17 protein-coding genes and 1 pseudogene are annotated in these 17595 nt (G+C 62.8%); 7 read left to right on the top strand and 11 right to left on the bottom strand.

Annotation, left to right across the window (positions count from 1 at the left end):
• Positions 1-47: 47 nt before the first annotated feature.
• Together APH25_RS05780 and recQ are read right to left on the bottom strand one after the other, a co-directional pair.
• Positions 48-485 carry a MarR family transcriptional regulator gene (locus tag APH25_RS05780; RefSeq protein WP_028635473.1) on the bottom strand — a complete coding sequence of 146 codons (438 nt, stop codon included), beginning with the start codon at positions 483-485 and terminating at the stop codon, positions 48-50.
• 150 nt (positions 486-635) lie between these two features.
• A complete protein-coding gene (gene recQ, locus APH25_RS05775; protein ID WP_028635472.1) occupies positions 636-2783 on the bottom strand; it encodes a DNA helicase RecQ in 2148 nt (715 codons plus the stop codon).
• 243 nt (positions 2784-3026) lie between these two features.
• Between recQ and APH25_RS05770 the strand changes: the two genes are divergently transcribed.
• From APH25_RS05770 to APH25_RS05760, 3 genes are all read left to right on the top strand, one after another.
• Positions 3027-3614, top strand: coding sequence for a YecA family protein (locus APH25_RS05770; RefSeq protein WP_060481381.1), 588 nt, complete (start codon positions 3027-3029; stop codon positions 3612-3614).
• 7 nt (positions 3615-3621) lie between these two features.
• The gene (locus tag APH25_RS05765) at positions 3622-3987 is read left to right on the top strand and encodes a YbaN family protein (protein ID WP_060481380.1); all 366 of its coding nucleotides are present in this window, start codon (positions 3622-3624) and stop codon (positions 3985-3987) included.
• A gap of 310 nt (positions 3988-4297) precedes the next feature.
• A complete protein-coding gene (locus tag APH25_RS05760) occupies positions 4298-5656 on the top strand; it encodes a TolC family outer membrane protein (protein WP_060481379.1) in 1359 nt (452 codons plus the stop codon).
• Between the two features lie 41 nt (positions 5657-5697).
• Here APH25_RS05760 and APH25_RS05755 read toward each other — a convergent pair whose 3' ends face one another.
• The 4 genes and pseudogenes from APH25_RS05755 to APH25_RS05745 all read right to left on the bottom strand — a co-directional run bounded on the left by APH25_RS05755 (position 5698) and on the right by APH25_RS05745 (position 8944).
• Entirely contained in the window at positions 5698-6297 is a 600-nt protein-coding gene (locus APH25_RS05755; protein ID WP_060481378.1) for a tRNA-uridine aminocarboxypropyltransferase, read from the bottom strand.
• 52 nt (positions 6298-6349) lie between these two features.
• The gene (locus APH25_RS05750) at positions 6350-7384 is read right to left on the bottom strand and encodes a methyl-accepting chemotaxis protein (protein WP_371262497.1); all 1035 of its coding nucleotides are present in this window, start codon (positions 7382-7384) and stop codon (positions 6350-6352) included.
• Positions 7385-7636: 252 nt separating this feature from the next.
• Positions 7637-7909, bottom strand: a pseudogene (locus APH25_RS26200) (PAS domain-containing protein); the annotation flags it as partial.
• A gap of 141 nt (positions 7910-8050) precedes the next feature.
• Positions 8051-8944, bottom strand: a complete 894-nt coding sequence (locus APH25_RS05745) for a LysR family transcriptional regulator (RefSeq protein ID WP_028635466.1) — start codon at positions 8942-8944, stop codon at positions 8051-8053.
• Positions 8945-9165: 221 nt separating this feature from the next.
• Here APH25_RS05745 and speB point away from each other — a divergent pair, with 221 nt between their 5' ends.
• Together speB and APH25_RS05735 are read left to right on the top strand one after the other, a co-directional pair.
• The gene (gene speB / locus APH25_RS05740; RefSeq protein WP_028635465.1) at positions 9166-10116 is read left to right on the top strand and encodes an agmatinase; all 951 of its coding nucleotides are present in this window, start codon (positions 9166-9168) and stop codon (positions 10114-10116) included.
• Positions 10117-10273: 157 nt separating this feature from the next.
• Complete coding sequence (locus tag APH25_RS05735) at positions 10274-11653, top strand: sodium:solute symporter (protein WP_028635464.1); 1380 nt, start codon at positions 10274-10276, stop codon at positions 11651-11653.
• 63 nt (positions 11654-11716) lie between these two features.
• Here APH25_RS05735 and APH25_RS25845 read toward each other — a convergent pair whose 3' ends face one another.
• The 3 genes from APH25_RS25845 to APH25_RS05725 form a co-directional block, all read right to left on the bottom strand.
• Positions 11717-11845 (bottom strand): PA1414 family protein, encoded by a 129-nt coding sequence (locus APH25_RS25845; protein WP_256217484.1) that lies wholly within the window; start codon positions 11843-11845, stop codon positions 11717-11719.
• Between the two features lie 212 nt (positions 11846-12057).
• Positions 12058-12984, bottom strand: coding sequence for a DMT family transporter (locus tag APH25_RS05730; RefSeq protein WP_060481376.1), 927 nt, complete (start codon positions 12982-12984; stop codon positions 12058-12060).
• 97 nt (positions 12985-13081) lie between these two features.
• Positions 13082-13489 (bottom strand): hypothetical protein, encoded by a 408-nt coding sequence (locus APH25_RS05725; protein WP_060481375.1) that lies wholly within the window; start codon positions 13487-13489, stop codon positions 13082-13084.
• A gap of 218 nt (positions 13490-13707) precedes the next feature.
• Here APH25_RS05725 and APH25_RS05720 point away from each other — a divergent pair, with 218 nt between their 5' ends.
• Complete coding sequence (locus APH25_RS05720) at positions 13708-13980, top strand: hypothetical protein (RefSeq protein ID WP_060481374.1); 273 nt, start codon at positions 13708-13710, stop codon at positions 13978-13980.
• A 67-nt stretch (positions 13981-14047) separates the two neighbouring features.
• On the opposite strand, the gene APH25_RS05715 is transcribed toward APH25_RS05720, so the two are convergent.
• Positions 14048-15409, bottom strand: coding sequence for a DEAD/DEAH box helicase (locus APH25_RS05715; RefSeq protein WP_060481373.1), 1362 nt, complete (start codon positions 15407-15409; stop codon positions 14048-14050).
• Positions 15410-15512: 103 nt separating this feature from the next.
• Between APH25_RS05715 and APH25_RS05710 the strand changes: the two genes are divergently transcribed.
• Positions 15513-16820, top strand: a complete 1308-nt coding sequence (locus tag APH25_RS05710) for a mechanosensitive ion channel family protein (RefSeq protein WP_060481372.1) — start codon at positions 15513-15515, stop codon at positions 16818-16820.
• A 132-nt stretch (positions 16821-16952) separates the two neighbouring features.
• On the opposite strand, the gene arfB is transcribed toward APH25_RS05710, so the two are convergent.
• On the bottom strand, positions 16953-17366 hold the full coding sequence (arfB, locus tag APH25_RS05705; protein WP_060481382.1) for an alternative ribosome rescue aminoacyl-tRNA hydrolase ArfB: 414 nt from the start codon (positions 17364-17366) through the stop codon (positions 16953-16955).
• Positions 17367-17595: the final 229 nt, after the last annotated feature.

The following is a 17595-nucleotide window of genomic DNA, read 5'->3' as shown; positions in this document are numbered from 1 at the left end:
ACAGTTGCTTCCACAGGGGCTCTATGCAGTGCGATACCCCAAGCCGATCAGGGCTTCTCGAGGTTCCCCAGGATCTTCGCGTGCACGCGCATGCACACCTCAAGGTCAGCCTCGTCAACGCCACTGAACAACTCCACCCGCAGTTGGTTGGCAATGGTTTCGATCTGTTCGATCAGGGGCCTGGCGGGCGGGCATAGCTGAATCTTCTTCGCCCGTCGGTCCTCCATCACCGCCTGCCGACGCACCAACCCCTGCCCTTCGAGGCTGTCCAGCAGCCGCGCCAGTGTCGGGCCTTCCACACCCACGCTCTGGGCCAGCTCACGCTGGGTGGGGGCCTCGGCAAAGCGGGCCAGGTGCAGCAGCACCAACCAGCGGGCCTGGGACAGGTTGAGCCCCGCCAGGCGGCGGTCGAGCTCAGCGCGCCAACCTCGGGACATCTGGGCCAGCTGCATGCCGAAGCGGTGTTGGTTGTCAGTCAGGGGCATAAGCAACTCGTCGAAAAGATCTAATTATTAGGCAGCTAACCATGACGCGCCCGGGGAGGCAAGCCGATGGGCGGGACGAATGCCCGGCAACCGTGCGAACACATGACACGGATCAGCGGACGGGCCAAATGCCAGCGCCGTTATCGGTAATCACAACTCGAACTCCGCCGCCAATGCTGCACGCACGCAGTGCAACACGCCCTCCGGCACTCGCGGGCCAAACAGAGGGGCGATGGCCGAAACCGGGGGCAGTTCGCCTTCGCCGTCAAGGAAGGCATCCTGGATTTCGGCCAGCAGGTCTTCAGGCAGGTCCAGTGCCTGCTCAAGGTTCAGCTCCTGACGCCCCAGTGCCTCGGCCAGCAGGCTGTAGACGTTCTTCTCGCTGCAGCTCAGCTGGCCGGCGATCTGGGCCGGGGTCATGCCAGCGCGGGCCAGGCTGACCAGTTCATGGCGCAGGTCCAGTACCACCTTCGGCGCCTCGTCAGTGCCGCCACTGCCGTTGAGCACCTCCAGAAAGGCCTGCCCGTAACGTTCCAGCTTGCGCGCGCCCACACCGCTGACCTGCGCCATGTCGCTGAGGGTGGCAGGCTGGCTGCGCAGCATTTCCAGCAGGGTGGAATCGGGGAAGATGACGTAGGGCGGCACGCGGTGTTCTTCTGCCAGCTTGCGCCGCAGGGTGCGCAGTGCTTCCCACAGCTCGCGCTCTTCGGCACGCACCAATTGGCTGGCCGGGCTGCCGCCACCCGAGGACGCGGTGCGGGCGACGGTTTGCGGCTTGAGGTCGCGCCGCAGCTGCAAGGTGACCTCGCCGCGCAGCAACGGCCGGCAGCTGTCCGAAAGCCGCAGGCCGCCGTAGCCTTCAAGGTCGATGTCCACCAGCCCTCGCGCCACCAGCTGGCGGAACAGTGACCGCCACTCGGCCTCCGGCAGCGCCTTGCCCACCCCGAACACCGAGAGTTTCTCGTGCCCGAAGTTGCGCACTTTTTCGGTGTCCTTGCCGAGCAGCACATCGACCAGATGCCCAACACCGTAGCGCTGGCCGGTTCGGAACACCGCCGACAGCGCCTGGCGCGCCGGCTCGGTGGCGTCCCAGGTTTGCACGTTGTCTACGCAGTTGTCACAGTGCCCGCAGGGTTGCTCGAGGGTTTCGTCGAAGTAGGCAAGCAGGGTCTGGCGCCGGCAGCGGGTTTCTTCGCACAGGGCCAGCATGGCGTCGAGCTTGTGCTGCTCGATGCGCTTGTGACGCTCGTCGCCCTCGGAGTTCTGCAGCATCTGCTTGAGCATGACCATGTCTTGCAGGCCGTAAGCCATCCAGGCATCTGACGGCAGGCCGTCACGCCCGGCGCGGCCGGTTTCCTGGTAGTACGCCTCCATCGACTTGGGCAGGTCGAGGTGCGCGACGAAGCGCACGTTGGGCTTGTCGATGCCCATGCCGAAGGCAATGGTCGCCACCATGATCAGCCCTTCCTCGTTGAGAAAGCGGTGCTGGTTGGCCGAGCGGGTCTCGGCGGCCAGGCCTGCGTGGTAGGGCAGCGCAGGGAAGCCCTGGTCACACAGGAATGCGGCGGTTTCATCGACCTTCTTGCGCGACAGGCAATAGACAATGCCGGCGTTGCCGCGGCGCTCGCCCAGAAATGCCATGAGCTGCTTGCGCGGTGCCTCCTTGGGCACGATGCGGTAGAAGATGTTGGGCCGGTCGAAACTCGACAGAAAACGTTCGGCGCCCTGCAGGTGAAGGCGCTGAACGATTTCCTCGCGGGTGCGCATGTCGGCGGTTGCCGTCAACGCGATGCGCGGTACATGGGGGAACAGTTCGGCCAACTGGCCGAGTTGCAGATATTCCGGGCGGAAGTCATGCCCCCACTGGGATACGCAGTGAGCCTCGTCGATGGCGAACAGGGAAATATCCAGCTCACGCAGGAAGTCGAGCATGCGCGGCTGCACCAGGCGCTCTGGTGCCAGGTAGAGCATTTTCACCTCGCCACGGCGCAAGCGGCCAGCCAGGTCACGCTGCTGCTCGGCGCTGAGCGTGGAGTTGAGCGCCGCAGCCGCCACCCCCAGTTCATCCAGCGTGGCCACCTGGTCGTCCATCAGCGCGATCAGTGGCGAAACCACCACCGTAAGCCCCGGGCGCAACAACCCCGGTACCTGGAAGCACAACGACTTGCCGCCGCCGGTGGGCATCAGTACCAGGGCATCGCCACCATTGGCCACGCATTCGATGATCGCTGCCTGGCGCCCCCGGAAACTGTCGTAGCCGAAGATATCCTTGAGAACGCGCTGAGCCTGTTCGAGCATGTGCAACTCCACAAAACGCCGTACCATCCTGGACACAGGCTGGACGAAAAACCCGCTCCGCACACGCCGAATGCGTAAGCGGTTTTTTCCAGAGGTACGGCAAAGCCCGCCCCTGGATTGGAAACCGCCAAGTATACCGCAGCACCACCCCGCACAGGCACCGCCGCGATGGACGTTCCTTTGCCCCGCCACCGCCGCAAGGTGCTAGAATTCGGTATCGTTTATTCCCAAGGTAGCCCTGTAATGTCCTTCGCCGAGCAACTGACCCGCCTGCAAGCCTTCCTCGACGCCGACGAGCTGCACGAGGAAGCGTTGGACTATGTCGCCGCCCACGGCTACCTGACCGCCTTGTCGATCAATGCCGAGGACGTGCCTGAGCGTGAGTGGATCGACGCCGTGTTCGCCGAGGAACCCCGCTACGCCAGCGAGGCCCAGCGCACCGAGATCGAAGCCACGCTGGTGGCGCTCAAGGCCCATATCGCCCGCCAGCTGGCCAGCGACGATGAGTTCGAGCTGCCCTGCGACCTCGACCTCACCGACGAGCCAGACGATTCCGACCTGCGCGGCTGGTGCATCGGCTTCATGGAAGGCGTGTTCCTGCGCGAGGAAGCGTGGTTCGAGAACGCCGAAGAGGAAGTGAGCGAAATGCTGCTGCCGATCATGGTCGGTTCGGGCCTGTTCGATGAGCAACCGGAGTTCGCCGACATCGCCGCCAATGCCAGCCTGCAGGACGACATGATCGTGCAGATCCCGGAAGCCCTGACGGCGCTGTTCCTGCTGCTGCACGCCCCGGAAGAAAAGCCTGCCCTGCTCAAGCCACGCCACCACTGAGCCCTCTGTGCGCTACCTGCTGCTGGCCATCGGCTGGCTCAGCGTAGCGCTGGGCGTAGTGGGCATCTTTCTACCGCTGCTGCCTACCACGCCCTTTCTGCTGCTTGCCGCTGCCTGCTTCGCCCGCAGCTCCCCCCGCTTTCATCACTGGCTGGTGCATCACCCCAAACTGGGGCCATGGATTCACGGCTACTTGAGTGGTGAAGGTATCCCGCTGAAGGCCAAGGTGTACGCCATCGCCTTGATGTGGGCCAGTATCGGTCTCTCCTGCTACCTGGTGCCCCTGCCATGGGCGCGTGCCTTCATGCTGGCCAGCGCCCTGCTGGTGAGCCTGCACATCCTTAAACAGAAGACGTTGCCACCCAGAGCGTGACAATATTCTGTCGCCAAATATCAATATCGCCTAGCTTACCTTCCGCTTAGCGGCTTTCGTTCTGGAACCGCCCGCAAGCCTGATTTCATGCGGACCTGAACGGGAAACCGAGGACAAGCCGGTCGATAAATTACATTGTGGTTAGACAAAATAGGTCGCATATGTCAGTTTGATATGAATAAATCTTCTTATATATCGCGCTGAATGTACTTAGCTGTGGGATTAAAAACCTGCAACACTATACGACATCACGATATAGTCATTTTTTTGGCGAACAGCAGGATCAACCCAGGATCAGGGAGAGGTACCCATGCGCGTTTTGAACCCCATCACCAGTGCATTACTGTTGGCTCTGGCAAGTGCCAACGTACAGGCGATGTCGATCACCGAAGCTGTGCAGAGCGCCGTGGACTACCATCCCCAGGTCAGCTCCAACCGCAACAGCAAGCTGTCTGCAGACGAAGACGTGAAGTTTGCCCGCGGTGGCTACTACCCGTCCGTAGACCTGGTTGCCGGCTATGGCCGCCAGCGTTCCGATAATGCCAACACCCGCGCCCAGGGCAGGCATAACAAGGAAACCCTGAACTACACGCAGTCCGAGCTGCGCCTGCGGCAGATGATCTTCGACGGGTTCAACACTTCCAACGAAGTAGGCCGCACCGAAGCAGTCTCCACTTCGCGCGCCTACTACACCCAGGCCGTGGCCCAGGACGTTGCCCTGCGTGCCATCGAGGTCTACCTGGAAGTGCTCAAGCGCCGCGAACTGGTAACCCTGGCCAAGAACAACCTGCAAGCCCACCTGCGGGTCAATGACCAGATCGGCCTGCGCAACGAGCGCGGCGTAGGCAGCACCGCTGACCTTGACCAGTCTCGCGCCCGTCGTGCACTGGCCGAGAACAACCTGGACACCGCCGAAGTCGACCTGGCCGATGCCGAAGCCAACTTCTTCAGCGTGGTAGGCCGGGTGCCCGATGAGCTGGAGGACCCGCAGTCGATCAATGTGCAGATGCCGGCCAACCTGGAAGAAGCCCGCGAAGGCATGCGCCAGAACAACCCGTACATCAAGTCGGCCCAGGCGGACGTGAACGCCGCCGAGAAGCAGTACGAAGTCGGCAAGTCGACCTTCTACCCGCGCTTCGACGCCATTCTGGCAACCGGTGCCAACAACAACACTGGCGGCGAAAAAGGCCACAGCAACAACGACTGGCAAGCCGGCGTTGAAATGAACTACAACCTGTTCCGCGGCGGCAGCGACAGCGCACGCCTGCGCTCCGACTCGCACAAGATCAACCAGGCCCTGGACATTCGCAACAATGCCCTGCGCGAGTTGACCGAGAACCTGAGCCTGGCCTGGAACGCCATGACCAACGCCAGCAAGCAGCTGCCAACCGCACGTGAATACGCCGACACCACCAAGCGAGTGCGTGCCGCGTACCAGGACCAGTTCGGCCTGGGCCAGCGTACCCTGCTGGACGTGCTGGACAGTGAGAACGAACTGTACAACGCTGACCGCCGCTACACCGAGGTGCGCTATACCGAGGAATACTCGCGTTACCGCGTGCTGGCGACCATGGGCGAGTTGCTCAGCAAGCAGCGCATCTCGCTGCCGCCAGAAGCCTACGCCACTACCGAAGTGCGCACCGACGCCCGCCTGCCAGACATGCGCTGACCGCAGCCCGCAGCATGGCGCCCGGCGGGGGCGCCATGCGTTCAACCGGCGCCGTGGTTGCGCTGGTAAGTGGCGTCACCCATCGCCTTGATCTGACCGTCTATCAACGCGTCGAAGGGTGCGAGCAACCCGTCGAAGCTGTTGGGGCATTCGAGCTCATTCAATGCCCGCACCACCGCTTCGAGGGTGGACAAGGCGCCTTCCTTGGGTGCCTTGCGCAGCCTGTAGCGGGATACCCCACCGGCCTTCAGGGTTACCTTCGGCAGCGCCGCCAGCAAAGGGTTGAGGTACAGCAACTTGCGTGCCTTGCGCCAGGTACCGTCCGGCACCACCAGCAGTAACGGCCTGTCGTCCTGTTGGCCGCCCGCCGTCAGCGGCTGGGCATCATCCCCTGGAAACAGCAACACCGGCCGATAGCCGGGGGCGGCCAATAGTGTGCCCAAGCCTTCGAACACCTCGCCAACCAGCAACTGGGCATTCTGCAGGCCGAGCGCCACAAGCCGTGCGGTGTTCAAGGCATGGGAGGCTTCGCTGGTGTGCTGCAACAGCAGCACACGGGTGCGGCTGCCCAATGTGGGAATCAACGGGCAGAGGCAGTGCTCGCTCGGGCGCTGGCACCGCTCGCAACGGGGTCTGGGCATGGGTTTCTCCTGGGCGGCGCAGTGTGCCACAGAACCTGCGCCGTGGGCGCGATCAGCGGTTGAAGCGCTCGGCCAAGCTGTGCAGGTAATCGGCCATGCGCTCCAGGTCCTGGCTGATCTGCGCGCCCTGCCGGGCCTGGCCAGCACTTTGATCACTGAGCTGGGCGATGCGGGTAATCTGCTGGTTGATGTCCTCGGCAACGTGGCTCTGCTGCTCCGACGCCGTGGCCATCTGCTGGCTCATGCCCGTGATGCGGCTGACGGCCTGGGCGATGCCGCTGAGCGCAGCCTGCACGGCTTCGACACTGTGCACACTGTCCCGCGAAATCTGCTCACCCCGGCTGGCTGAGTTCACGGCACGTTCAGTACCTGCGCGCAACGAATCGATGATCTGGTGGATTTCCTCGGTCGAGGTACGGGTGCGCTGGGCCAGCGAGCGCACCTCATCGGCCACCACGGCGAAGCCCCGGCCCTGCTCGCCGGCACGGGCGGCCTCGATGGCCGCATTGAGTGCCAGCAGGTTGGTCTGCTCGGCGATCGCGGTAATCACGTCCACCACGCTGCCAATCGATTGGGTCCGCTCGGCCAGGGCGTTGACCGCCTGGCCGATGTCGTTGACCGCGTCGCGCATGCTGCCCATGGCCTGCAGGCTTTTAAGGGCCAGCTCGCTACCCTGTTGCGCCAGCTGGTCGGCATCACCTGCCGCATGTGCAGTGCTTTGCACGTTGTGCGTGACCTCCTGGATGGTCGCGGCCATCTCGGCGATGGCCGTGGCGGACTGGTCGGTTTCGCTGCGCTGGCGTTCCAGCATGCGCGCCTGGTCATCGGACAGCGCCGAAGACTGTGCCGCACGGGCCTTGACGCCTACACCGGCATCCTCCAGCCGGGTCAGGGCGGTTTGCAGGCGAGCCTCTTCGCTGAGAATGGCCAGGTCCAGCTGGCCATGCAGGCCGGGGTTGCTGCTGTAGGTCAGCGCCACCAGCGGGCTGGTGAACGCCTTGGGGTGTTCAGCCAGCGTGCGGCGAATCGCCTGCCGCTGCTGGCGCTGCACCAGGCACCACGCCATCACCAGGCTGGCGCCCAGCACCCCGAGTGCAGCCTGAGGCGGTAGCCACAGGTAACCCAGCCCCGACGCCAACCCGGCACCGATCAACGGCAGGCCCTGGACCAGACCGTGGCCGATGCTGGCCGCCAACGGCACAGGGGCACGGCCGGCACGCAGGCGCGCGTACAGCTGTTCTGCGCGGTGAATCTGCTCCCGGGTGGGTACCGAGCGTACCGACTCATAGCCGCTGATGTGACCGTGCTCGTACACGGGCGTCACGTAGGCGCTCACCCAATAGTAATCGCCATTCTTGGCGCGGTTTTTCACCACGCCCATCCAGGGTTTGCCCTGCTTGATGGTGTCCCACATATGCGCGAACACCGCAGGCGGCATATCGGGGTGGCGCACAAGGTTATGGGGTTGGCCGACCAGTTCGTCGTAGGTAAAGCCGCTGATGGCCACGAAGGCATCGTTGCAATAGGTGATGCGGCTGTTCAGGTCGGTGGTGGAGATCAGGCGTTGATCGCTGGAGAAAGTTCTTTCGTGCTCGGTAATGGGCAAATTCATGCGCATCTTCGGCGATCCTTGCAGGATGAATAAGAGGAAATCATCAGCGCACCTTGATGTGTAGCAGAGCGCTTTCATAGTGGGAGGCGGTAGCTGTAGGAAATATCGGCCGCCCGACGAAGTGCATGAACGCGATGTGAATCAGCCCACGTTCAGTTGGCTTTTCAGCAGATCGCGGAAGGTTTGAATCAGCGGCTCGCGGCTGCGGCCACGGCGAGTGATCATGGAGAACGGCGCCTGGTAGCCGAAGGTGGACGGCGAGAGCACCCGCAGGTCGCCCTTGTCTGCCCAGGCCTGGGCATAGTGCTCGGGCAGGTAGCCGATATAGGCACCCGACAGAATCAGGATCAGTTGCGCCTCCATGCTCTCCACCGTGGCGGCGCTGTGCTTGAACCCATGTCGCGCCAGCTCGGCCTGGCTCCAGTAACCACGCCCCACCATGCGCTGCTGGGTCACCACCTGTTCGGGAATGCGCCGTTCGGCGTACAACGGGTGGCGGCTGCTGCAGTACAGCCAGTGCTGCTCCCGGTACAACGGCTGGTACACCAGCCCGCTCATGCGCGAGGAAAACGCCCCGATGGCCAAGTCCAGGCGGTTGTCCTGCACGCCCAGCTGCAACTCGTAAGGGCTGGACACGGACAGGTGCAGGTGCACAGCCGGGTGTTCCTGGCTGTAGGCGCCGATGGCTTCGGCCAGGGGCAAGGCGCGGTCGCCGACCGTGGAGTCGATCACACCCAGGTTGAGGGTGCCGCGCAGTTCGCCTTTGAGCGCTGCCGCGTATTGCTCGAAGCCGTCCAGCTCAGCCAGCAAGCGCAAGGTTTCCTGGTGGAACAGCTCCCCCTTGCTGGTCAGGCTGAAGCCGCCGCGGCCACGGTGGCACAGCACCAGCCCGAGGGCGCCCTCCAGCTGGCTCATATAGGTGCTGATGGCGGAGGTGGACAGGTTCAGTTCGCGCTGTGCGTTGGCAAAGCCCTGGTGGCGCACCACGCTGACGAAGATGCGCAGCAGTTTCAGGTCGGGCAGTGTCGAGGCCATGGATAAACGATTCCGCACAGGGTTGGCGCGAAGTCTAACCGCTAGGCGGCCTTTAGTTTAGAAATTCCTGAACTAAGTTTTTGCCGGTAGCGATTCTTCCACTGCCCCCCGTTGCGCAGACTTGGCCGAAATGTCCCTGGCCGCCGCCCGCTGCACACCGGCAAGACCACGCGGCACAGGTTCGAACAAACACAACAATCGACCGACTGATGAGGCCCACCGTGGACAAGATCCTCCACCAACCACTGGGCGGCAACGAAATGCCGCGTTTCGGCGGCATCGCCACCATGCTGCGCCTGCCCCACCTGCAAACCGCTGAAGGCCTGGATGCTGCGTTCATTGGCGTGCCGCTGGATATCGGTACCTCGCTGCGCTCCGGCACGCGCTTTGGGCCACGGCAGATCCGCGCTGAATCGGTGATGATCCGCCCCTACAACATGGCCACCGGCGCCGCCCCGTTCGATTCACTGTCGGTGGCTGATATCGGCGACGTGGCCATCAACACCTTCAACCTGCTGGACGCCGTGCGCATCATCGAAGAAGCGTACGACGAGGTGCTGGAACACAACATCATCCCCCTCACCCTGGGTGGCGACCACACCATCACCCTGCCTATCCTGCGTGCCCTGCACAAGAAGCATGGCAAGATCGGCCTGGTGCACATCGACGCCCATGCCGACGTCAACGACCATATGTTCGGCGAGAAAATCGCCCATGGCACCACCTTCCGCCGCGCCGTGGAAGAGGGCCTGCTCGATTGCGACCGTGTGGTGCAGATTGGCTTGCGTGCCCAGGGCTACACCGCCGATGACTTCAACTGGAGCCGTCGCCAGGGCTTTCGCGTGGTGCAGGCCGAGGAGTGCTGGCACAAGTCGCTGGCGCCGCTCATGGCCGAGGTGCGGGAGAAAGTCGGGGGCGGGCCGGTATACCTGTCGTTCGACATCGATGGCATCGACCCGGCCTGGGCGCCTGGCACCGGCACACCGGAAATTGGCGGTTTGACCACCATTCAGGCGATGGAGATCATTCGCGGCTGCCACGGCCTCGACCTGATCGGCTGCGACCTGGTCGAGGTCTCCCCGCCCTACGACACCTCCGGCAATACCTCGCTGCTGGGCGCCAACCTGCTGTTCGAGATGCTGTGCGTATTGCCCGGGGTAGTGCGCCGCTAGGCAACTGACCCAACGTTCGTAGTTGCAGTACAGAGGTACCCCCGGCAGGAGCCATGAGGGAGGGCCATAGAGGCCCGCCAACACCTACAAAGGCTGCCGGGCGAACACCGCCCGAGCCGCCGATCTCGCCATAATAAAGATAATCGGGAGACCCCCAATGGCCTTGGACATCATTGTTGTAATGATCTATACCGCCGCCATGCTAGGGCTTGGCTGGTACGGCATGCGCCGCGCAAAAACCCATGAAGACTACCTGGTGGCCGGGCGCAACCTGGGGCCGGTGTTGTACATGGGCACCATGGCCACCACCGTGCTGGGTGGCGCATCCACGGTCGGCACCGTGCGCCTGGGTTACGTACACGGCATTTCGGGCTTCTGGCTGTGCGCAGCGCTGGGCCTGGGCATCATCGCCATCAACCTGTTCCTGGCCAAGCCGCTGCTGCGCCTGCGCATCTTCACCGTGACCCAGGTGCTGGAGCGCCGTTACAACCCTACCGCGCGCCAGGCCAGTGCCGTGATCATGCTGGCCTACGCGCTGATGATCGCGGTGACCTCCACACTGGCCATGGCCACCGTGCTGCAGGTACTGCTCGACCTGCCGTTCTGGGCCTCGCTGCTACTGGGGGGCGGTGTGGTGGTGCTGTACTCGACCATTGGCGGCATGTGGTCGCTGACCCTCACCGACATCGTGCAGTTCGTGATCAAGACCGTGGGGCTGATGTTCATCCTGCTGCCGGTGTGCCTGTACAAGGCAGGCGGCTGGGACACGTTGATGGCCAAACTGCCGGCGGCCAGCTTCCAGCTGACCACCATCGGCTGGGACACCATCATCACCTACTTCCTCATCTACTTCTTCGGCATTCTGATCGGCCAGGATATCTGGCAGCGGGTGTTCACTGCCCGTGACGAGAAGGTTTGCCAGCGTGCCGGCACCACCGCCGGGGTGTACTGCGTGCTGTATGGCCTGGCCTGCGCGGTGATCGGCATGGCGGCCCATGTGCTGATGCCCGACCTGGCCAACCCGAACAACGCCTTTGCCGAGATGATCAAGACCACCCTGCCCGACGGCATTCGTGGCTTGCTGATGGCGGCGGCCCTGGCGGCGATGATGTCCACGGCCAGCGCGGGCCTATTGGCAGCATCCACGACCCTGACCGAAGACCTGCTGCCACGGCTGCGGGGTGGCAAGCAATCGAGCCTGGGCATCAGCCGCCTGTTCACGCTGATCACCGGGCTGGTGGTGCTGGGCATCGCACTGGTGGTCAACGATGTGATCAGCGCACTGACCCTGGCCTACAACCTGCTGGTGGGCGGTATGCTGGTGCCATTGATCGGGGCCATTTTCTGGAAACGCGCCAGCACCGCGGGGGCCATCGCCAGCATGACGCTAGGCTTCGCGACAGCGCTGCTGTTCATGTTCAAGGATGGCCTTGAGGCGAACACGCCGATCTACTACAGCCTGGCCATTGGCCTGGTGAGCTTTGTGGTAGTCAGCCTGCTGTCGCGCCGGCCGTTGGCAGCGGTGAAGCTGGCCTGACCCGCTGGCAGCACCAACGAAAAGGCCGCTGCACCCACCCCGGTGCAACGGCCTTTAACGTTTTCAGCGGCGCCGTGGCTGGCGCTTGCGCTGCTCTTCATCAGTCGGGATGGGCACCGGCTGCAACGGTGGAGGGATCAGCCCCAAGGCAACGGCCAGGTCGTGGAGCCAGTTGTACAGTGCTTTATTCATAATGCCCCCCTTGACGGGTCAGCCTCACGGCGAATCAGTCCTGCGATGCGTCATACAGATCATAGCCCTATGAACTACAGTGCGCATGCTCATGTACTTACAGATAAGGGTGATTGTGCCCCTAATCAAGCGCTTGCTGGGGATTCCGACGGTTGGTTAATCGTTTCCCTATGTTGCGGCAGCCCCGAGGGTGCGCTCACAGCCTGCCAGGTTCATCTCACCCACCGGCGCAGTTGCTGCTTCACCCAGGGTTCAGCGCTGACCAGCACCACGCCCACCAGCACCAGCAAGGCGCCCGCCACAAAATTCACGCTCAGGGGCTCACCCAGCAACACCACCCCGAAGGTGACCCCGAACAGCGGCGTGATGAAAGAAAACACCGCCAGGTTCGACGCCAGGTATTTGCGCAGCAGCCAGAACCAGGTCAGGTAACTGATAAACGACACCACAATCCCCTGGAACAGCACGCTGCCAACGGCCAACGGCGTCAGCACAACATCAGCGATCTGACCACTGAACAGCGCGATCAGCAGCAAACCGGCAAAGCCCACGCCCAGCTGATAGAACAGCGTCAGCGTGGCCGGCGCCTCGGACAGCCTGGAGCCCCGCACCACCACGGTCGTCGCGCCCCAGGCAAGCCCTGCCAACACCCCGAACGCATCCCCCAGCAGCATGCGCCCATCCATTTCTGCGAAAGACAGGCCACCGGCAAAGGCCAGGGCGATACCGCCGAAGGCCAGCAGAATACCCAGCCACTGCAGTAACCTCAGGCGCTCGCTGGGCAGCATGAAATGCAGCCCCAGGGCGGTAAACACAGGTGCCGTGTAGAGAAACACCGACATATGCGCCGCCGATGTCAGTTTCAGCCCCTCGGCAATGAACAGAAACTCCAGCCCGAACAGCCCGCCGGCCAGCAGGCCAGCGCGCCAGGTACTGCCCACCTGCTCCCAGCCGCCTCGCCAGCACACCATAAGGCCCACCAGTACGGCAGCGATGCCGTTGCGCAGCGCCGCTTGCATCACCGGCGCAATATCCACGGCAGCCGTCTTGATCAGTACCTGCTGGCAACCCCAGATCAGGCACAGCAACAGCATCACCTGAAAGGCGAATGCATCGGGGTTCTTGCGGACCGCGCTCATGGGCGGGCCCCGGCTGAGGATGTAGGCATGGGTGTCAACTCACCAGAGCAAAAGGGCCGACGATTATCGAATCACCCACGCCCGCATGACCAGCCTTTTAAATGGCACCACCCGCGATCTGCGCCTTGGATGACACCTGTTCGAACGTGGTTTCGTCCAGCGCATCCGCCTGCTCATCCAGCACCTGCCGGGGGTGCTCGAAGCCTGGGATGCTGCTGTCGATCAGGCTCATCAGCCGCGAGCCACGCTCGGTCAGCACGAAGTTCTCGCCATTGCCGCCTTCTTCCTCGGGCCGGGTTTCAATGAAACCACGCTGCAGCAGCAGCTTTTCGTATTCGCAGGCACGGGTTTTGAGGTGGTCCAGGTCCCCTACCGGCTCGCCCTTGGCGGCCAGTGCTGCAGCATGTTGCTCGGCATAGGGGCGTGGGGTGAAGCTCTGACCGTCGCCGTTCTGCACTTCGTGCAATAGCCGCTCGATCAGGTCCCAGTCGTAGGTATTGCTCATGGTGAAGCCTCCTGCTGTGGACGTGAGGTACACAGGGTGGGACTCACCAGACGCCGGGCGGGTTCAGCGCAATGTCACAGCGGGGGGCGGCTAGGCCTACATGTACGGGCGCAGGATTAGGGTTATGGTTTTTTAGCCCGTTACACTTGTCTATTCCAGTGAACCATTGCAGCTCGCCGCCTTTCCACTCCTCAACACCATCACCGGAGGTAGAAAGGATGAAACCGCTGCTGAATATCGCCTGTGCCGCTACGCTGTGCTGCGCCCTGCCCGCCTGGGCCTGCACGCCGGACGAGGCCACACAGAAACGCGAAGAACTGGCTGGGCTGGTCACTCAGCTGACTGAGCAGAACCCGCAAAAGGCCAAGGAGATCAACGAAGAGTTGCAAGGTATGGAGTTGGGCACGGCGAGCAAGGACCTGCCCGACAAGTGCCAACTGATCGACAAGCGAATAATGGAATTGAAAGCGGCCGAGAAGAAAGCGGGCTAATACAGGTGGCGCATCGCGCCCGGGCACGGGTGACCTGGCCGGGTCACCCGTGAAACCCTAGGCGTGATTACTCGGCGGCGGACTTGCGCTTTTTCAGCGGTGCCAGGCCGTCCGAACTGCTCAAAGGTGCATTGGCCTTGGGCTTGGCCGTAGGCTTGCGTTTGGCAGCAGCCTTTTTGTCACCGGTCTTTTTCTCGGTCTTTTTCTTCTTGCTGCCGACCGCCTTGCCCGATGCCTTGACCTTTTTCGGGCCGCTGTAAGTGCCCTTTACTTCCTTGATCACCCGGCGCTCGAACTGCTGCTTGAGGTAGCGTTCGATGCTGGACATCAGGTTCCAGTCGTTGTGGGTAATCAACGAAATGGCCAGCCCTTCGCCACCGGCCCGGCCGGTGCGGCCCACGCGGTGCACGTACTCGTCACCGCTGCGGGGCATGTCGAAGTTGATGACCAGGTCCAGGCCGTCGATGTCCAGGCCACGGGCGGCAACGTCAGTGGCTACCAATACCTTGGAGCTGCCTTCCTTGAAACGCTGGATGGCCAGCTTGCGGTCTTTCTGGTCTTTGTCGCCGTGCAGCACGAACGCCTTCACGTCCTTGGCCACCAGGTGACCGTAGATGCGATCGGCCATGGCGCGGGTATTGGTGAAGATGATTGCCTTGTCGAACGTTTCGTTGGCCAGCAACCACTGCGCGATCTGCTCTTTATGCTGATCGTGATCGGCGGTAATGATTTGCTGGCGCGTGCCTTCGGCCAGTTGCGAAACACTGTTCAGCATCAGGTGTTCCGGGTCTTTCAACACCTTGCCGATGATGTCGCGCAGCGCCGCACCGCCGGTGGTGGCGGAGAACAGCAGGGTTTGCTCACGGTTCTCGCATTCCTTGCACAGGCGCTCCATGTCCTCGGCAAAGCCCATGTCCAGCATGCGGTCGGCTTCGTCGAGAATCAGCACTTGCACATGGGACAGGTCGAGGTTGCCCGCATTGAGCTGCTCCAGCAGACGGCCCGGGGTACCGATCAGCACGTCCGGCACCTTGCGCAGCATCGCGGCCTGTTCCTTGAAGTCCTCACCACCGGTCACCAGGCCCGACTTGATGTAGGTGAACTGGGAGAACAGCTGCACCTGCTTGAGGGTTTGCTGGGCCAGTTCACGGGTAGGCAGCAGGATCAGTGCCCGGATCTCCACCCGGCGCTCACGCAGGTCGACCAGGCGGTTGAGCAGCGGCAGCACGAATGCCGCCGTCTTGCCGCTGCCGGTCTGCGCCGTGACGCGCAGGTCACGCCCTTGCAACGCCAGGGGGATGGCCGCAGCCTGCACCGGGGTTGGCTCGACGAATTTAAGCTCGGCCACGGCTTTAAGCAGGCGTTCGTGCAGGGCGAATTGGGAGAACACGGAGGTAACCTCAGGCAAATGCGGGAAATTCAGCTGCATAGGGTACCGTTTTCTGCCGCTTTAGCCGAATTTCTTTTGGCAACTTCGCCAGCTTCCGCGCTCTAATGGGGCTTCGTTTGGCAACAAGACTGCAAGCAAGCCCATGGATATCCAACGATTCTGGCGTGACTCCCTCGACCTGTGGGGCACCCTCGACCAACACCCCATGCTGCACGCGGCCATCGGCCTGGCGGTGCTGCTGGCGATTTCACTGATTGTCGGGCGCCTGGCGCGGTTTCTGGTGCTGCACGGCGCGCGCCTGCTGGCCCGCCAGCCGGCCCTGAAGTGGCTGGATGACCTGCGCCACAACAAAGTGTTCCACCGCCTGGCGCAGACCACGCCCTCGCTGGTGATTCAGTTCGGCCTTAAACTGGTCCCCGAGCTGTCTGACACCGCCCAGCACTTCCTAGGCAACTTCGCCCTGGCCTTCACCCTGCTGTTCATGACCATGGCCCTGTCGTGCCTGCTGGATGCCCTGCTCGACATCTACGCCCGTACCGAACACGCACGTACCCGTTCCATCAAGGGCTACGTGCAGTTGGCCAAGATGATGCTGTGGATCTTCGCCGCCATCGTCATCGTCGCCACCCTGATCGACCGCTCGCCGCTGCTGCTGCTGTCCGGCCTGGGCGCGATGTCTGCGGTGCTGCTGTTGGTATACAAGGACACCTTGCTGTCGTTCGTCGCCAGTGTGCAGTTGACCAGCAACGACATGTTGCATGTGGGTGACTGGATCGAGATGCCGCAAGTCGGTGCGGACGGCGACGTGGTGGACATCACCTTGCACACGGTGAAAGTGCAGAACTTCGACAAGACCATCGTCTCCATCCCCACCTGGCGGCTGATGAGCGAGTCGTTCCGCAACTACCGCGGCATGCAGCAGTCCGGCGGCCGACGCATCAAGCGCAGCCTGTTCATCGACGCCGCCGGCGTACGCTTTCTCACCCCTGAAGAAGAACAGCGCCTGGGCCAGGTGCAATTGCTGGGCGAATACCTCACCGGCAAGCGTGAAGAGCTGCAAACCTGGAACGCGGCACTGGGCGAAGTGGCCGAGCTTGCCGCCAACCGCCGCAAGCTGACCAACATCGGCACCTTCCGCGCCTTCGCCCTGGCCTACCTGCGCAACCACCCCAACGTGCACCCGAACATGACCTGCATGGTGCGCCAGATGCAGACCACCGCCGAAGGTGTACCGCTGGAAATCTACTGTTTCACCACCACCACGGTGTGGGCCGAGTACGAGCGCATTCAGGGGGATATTTTCGACTACTTGCTGGCCGTGCTGCCGGAGTTTGGGTTGAGCATCTATCAGCAGCCGAGTGGCAATGACATGCGCGTGGGGCTGGCTGGGCGGGCAGTACAGGCTCCGGAACATGCGCCGCGCAGGCTGGAGCAGATGACAGAGGCGTGATCGTTGGCGTCGCTCCTTCACTAAAACAGGCCTGCAGCCAATGCCAGGCAGGCAGGCCTGGGCATCTTTGGGAAATGGACTACAAGCTAGGAGCGGAATCTGATTTTTCCCGTATAACGCCTCACAGTATTCCTAAAAGTCCACCTTCCCACGCCCCGCCTTCACCGTACTCCGCTTGGCCTTGCCTTCCAGCCGCCGCGTCTTCGACCCCAGCGTCGGCTTGGTAGGGCGGCGTTTTTTCTCCACCTTCCCGGCACCAATAATCAGCTGCGCAAGTCGCTCCAGCGCATCAGCGCGGTTCTGCTCCTGGGTGCGGTACTGCTGGGCCTTGATGATCAACACCCCGTCGCCGGTAATCCGGCTATCGCGCAGCGCCAGCAGACGCTCCTTGTAGAACTCGGGCAGCGACGACGCCTTGATGTCGAAGCGCAGGTGCACGGCACTGGACACCTTGTTGACATTCTGGCCCCCCGCGCCCTGTGCGCGGATGTAGGTCAGTTCGATATCGGCATCGGGGAGCTGCACGTTGTTGGAGATGGTCAGCATGACTGGGCCTTTTTTGGTTGCGGGCATTATCACACCGTTCAAGGGGCTGGGTCGCCATTGGGTGTTCAGTCAGGGGCGCGGCGGCCTGGTGGGGCCATGCCGACGCTGCGCATACTCAATGCGGGCACCTGTAAGCGCTCACACCCGTCTCCCACAAAAACGGTCGGTGTGAGGGCCGACGCGGATTGCGTAATGGCAGCCATGGGTAGGACGTGATTTTTGTGGTGGC

The organism is Pseudomonas sp. NBRC 111119 (genome assembly GCF_001320125.1).
GTDB classification, from domain to species: domain Bacteria; phylum Pseudomonadota; class Gammaproteobacteria; order Pseudomonadales; family Pseudomonadaceae; genus Aquipseudomonas; species Aquipseudomonas parafulva.
The sequence above is the reverse complement of the archived record's forward strand: the minus strand, read 5'-3'. Positions and strand labels throughout refer to the sequence as shown.